The sequence below is a fragment of the uncultured Vibrio sp. genome, assembly GCF_947488985.1.
In the GTDB taxonomy this organism is placed as follows: domain Bacteria; phylum Pseudomonadota; class Gammaproteobacteria; order Enterobacterales; family Vibrionaceae; genus Vibrio.
Genome location: NZ_CANLBV010000178.1, coordinates 1 through 2,995, shown reverse-complemented (window position 1 = coordinate 2,995; position 2,995 = coordinate 1). Strand labels below are relative to the sequence as shown.

Annotated in this window: 4 protein-coding genes; 1 reads left to right on the top strand and 3 read right to left on the bottom strand. The window is 40.1% G+C overall.

Features of this window, described 5'->3' with window-relative positions; genetic code table 11:
- Nucleotides 1-187: 187 nt before the first annotated feature.
- The 3 genes from Q1A70_RS19425 to Q1A70_RS19415 all read right to left on the bottom strand — a co-directional run bounded on the left by Q1A70_RS19425 (nt 188) and on the right by Q1A70_RS19415 (nt 1,116).
- Nucleotides 188-529: a hypothetical protein gene (locus Q1A70_RS19425; protein WP_299695569.1), complete on the bottom strand. Its 342-nt coding sequence runs from the start codon at nt 527-529 to the stop codon at nt 188-190.
- Between the two features lie 120 nt (nt 530-649).
- Nucleotides 650-841, bottom strand: a complete 192-nt coding sequence (locus Q1A70_RS19420) for a hypothetical protein (RefSeq protein WP_299695567.1) — start codon at nt 839-841, stop codon at nt 650-652.
- Nucleotides 841-1,116 carry a RusA family crossover junction endodeoxyribonuclease gene (locus Q1A70_RS19415; protein ID WP_299695565.1) on the bottom strand — a complete coding sequence of 92 codons (276 nt, stop codon included), beginning with the start codon at nt 1,114-1,116 and terminating at the stop codon, nt 841-843. Before Q1A70_RS19415 ends, Q1A70_RS19420 begins: the two co-directional genes overlap by 1 nt.
- Nucleotides 1,117-1,456: 340 nt before the next feature.
- On the opposite strand from Q1A70_RS19415, the gene Q1A70_RS19410 reads away from it, so the two are divergent.
- Complete coding sequence (locus Q1A70_RS19410) at nt 1,457-2,656, top strand: J domain-containing protein (protein ID WP_299695563.1); 1,200 nt, start codon at nt 1,457-1,459, stop codon at nt 2,654-2,656.
- The last annotated feature ends 339 nt before the right edge of the window (nt 2,657-2,995 follow it).

Here is a 2,995-nt window from a genome sequence, read left to right as displayed (position 1 = left end):
TCGACTGAGAAGGTTATATCTATGTGCTACCGAAGTTGGACTAAGCTGACCAATTAAATAATCAAATTGGTATTATTAGCACTAGAAGCCAAGAGCATTTTACTTTCGTACATCGTGTGTCAGGAGTAGAAATTCAAGTTAATATAAAGCGCTGAATTTAAATTACAGGCTCGCGGGCTTTTTACAGCTAAAGCCTCAAATTATTCTTACTGTAATCTTTGATTTTCTCTATATCTTTAATGGGCTCTCCAGATAGACATCCGTGCTTAAGGCTGTAACTACTAGCAGGCACGTTTTCTTGGATTATATACCGCTTTCCATCCTCGCTCATCTGCCACCCGAACAATAAAAGGCCGTCAGGAGTTGCCGCCATGTACTCACTCTCACCTTCACTATTAATCGGAACTTCTATTACGTGGTTGTGGTCAGTAAATGATACTGTTTCACCATTAAAAAACGACTGGTATCCGCCTTTTTTTAAATCCCCGAACTCAACGGCACTAGCATAACCATACAGCCATACAGCCATGCACTGGCGCAGTGTGTGCCATCCTCAAGAGCATTTTCAATCTCTACTGTCGATGTCGTTGATTGACAGCCAAGAGTTGATATAGCTAGCACAGAAACAAAAGTAACGCGCCTTACAAAATTAAAGAGCATTATTTTTAATCTCTCTTTTTTCACCGCCAGCAATTAACATCAAAGATGAGACTACAGGTGTAAATAGCACAGAAAGGAAGAAGTAAGCCGCGCTACTTCTTCCTTTTTCACCTGCATATAGTGAAATAATCACCGCAGGCCAGAGATAAAACAAAACGCAAATCAAAAACCAAATAGTCACTAAACAACCTCAATTTTTCCAACAAAAGCCCAAAGCTTGGTGACTCTTGAATCCCAAACCATACAATCCTCTGAATATATCGTATCAAGCAGTGCTTTTCCCAGATTATTTTTGTCCGGCCTTTGTTTGTGAGGCTTGTCATCCATGCGTTCTCTTTTCTTTTGTGACCACGATTTTGGCATTGGAATATGGAAGAAAATGTGCGAACCGTAGGTGGGGACATAAACCTTTTTTAGCCTGCACTCTATGCAGCTCTTGATGCAATGAATATTCAACTTTGGTTAACGGGGTGTGTAGTGGCTGAGTGAATTTGGCCACTTGATTGGAGGTTTGCAATACCTGAAGTTATTCATGAATCGCTAATTTAGGAAAGTCGCTAGCAAACTTCTGTCCAGAGACGTGCTAGCACGTTTTTGCCCCATTGTTGGATAGAGCTTTTACTCGTTCATTGACCTATTTTCAATTGGTCGTCTTGATTCATTTCTATAGGGTGAGCTTAATTAAAGTGTCAGAGTGCGGTAAAACCATCATAATGTTGGTTGAAAACCCTACACGCTACTTATTTCGACTTGTTAAAGGTAGACTGCTACCAACACTCTTAAATATTTTATGACTATGAATGCTGTGACTATATCTTCCTTAACAACCCTCCCTGCCTCGAAAAAGAAGAAGAGCAAACTCAATCAACTGTGGGAGGAGGTCGAAAAAAAACAACGTCGTAACGAGCGATATCAAGCCAAGTTAGACAGTTTTCATCTCGAATTCAAAACGTATGCTGAACCACAAGAGCAAGCGGTTTGTTTAGCGACAGAAAAGTGGATTCATCATTTAATTTCCTTTACTCAACGTAAAACGATTAAAGGTGCACAACGTGAAGCGCTGTATGACTGGATACTAGAAGAATTGAGTATTTTAGAAGCCAACCCATTTAACCCTATCAATACCGATGAACTGCGCCACGCCTTTGATGAAGCGTTGATGTCCGATGTTACCAGTCAACCTGGTACGGGCTCGATGACTGGAGAGCAGCTTAATGAGCTCCGAGAAGAGATCTCTATGATGCTTGGTGAGGATATCAACATCAGTAATGAACAGCTGTTGGAGATGGTTGAGGACCCTCGTAAGTTTCACGACTATCTACAAGCACTGATGGCTGAAAAAGTCGAAAAAGAGCAGTCAGAAGCGGACGATGATATTGATTGGGGAGCTGATAACTTTTTTTCTCAGGACAATGAGCCAGTAAACTCTAAATCGCCATATAACGAAAAAAGTCAAGCGCTTTACAGTGATAAGCAAATGACAAAACTCTATCGCCAGTTGGCAAAGCAGTTGCATCCAGATAGGGAAACGGACGAGAAAAAGAAGATTGAAAAAAGCGCTTTAATGCAGCAGTTATCACAGGCGAAGAAAGATAAAGATGTCGTAGCGTTATTGTTAATGGCTCAGCAATACTTACCTGATCACGAGATGATAATGGATAGTGAAATGATTGAGCGTTTACAAGCGACGCTCGAAGAAAAACTTAGGCATTTGAATATTGCGTATCAAGAGCTCCAACATGGTCATGATTTAAAAAGTATTATTTGGCAAAAGTTTGGTGGTGGTAACAAGGCCAGACGCGAAAAAGGCCTAAGACAGTATCGGGCTACGTTAGAAAGAGAAACGATAGAGTTACATGAAAAATGCCAAGATGTAAAAACTGTTAAGCAGTTGCAGGTGCATTTAAAGGAGAGAGTTAAAGCATCGCGCTTTGAAAATCAGCTTTTAAACATGGATCCATCCGAGTTATTTTCCTTTGAGGATGATTGGTTTTAGTTTGTTTATTTTCAATCTAGTTGGTGTTTCATAGAAACTAAGGTTTCAACGCATTTTCTATGCAGGTTGGAACCTTAGCGATTCTCTGCCTGGCTAATCTCTGCCCCATTGTTGGTTAACCTAAGACTAAGGCCACAGTTCCTTTGTCATCATTTGACCTATTTTTTCTAATAACTGAATATGTGGTCAGTTGTGTAAAAGATACTGTTAAGTTCAGGGCTGAGATATCTAAACGGGAGTGGAAGTGAAAATTGAAAACAAAATTGGTTTTGTTGCTTAATTCAGATAGAAGACATGCCTGGTCCATAGTTGCCTAATTCTTAAACAATGCACTGAGTT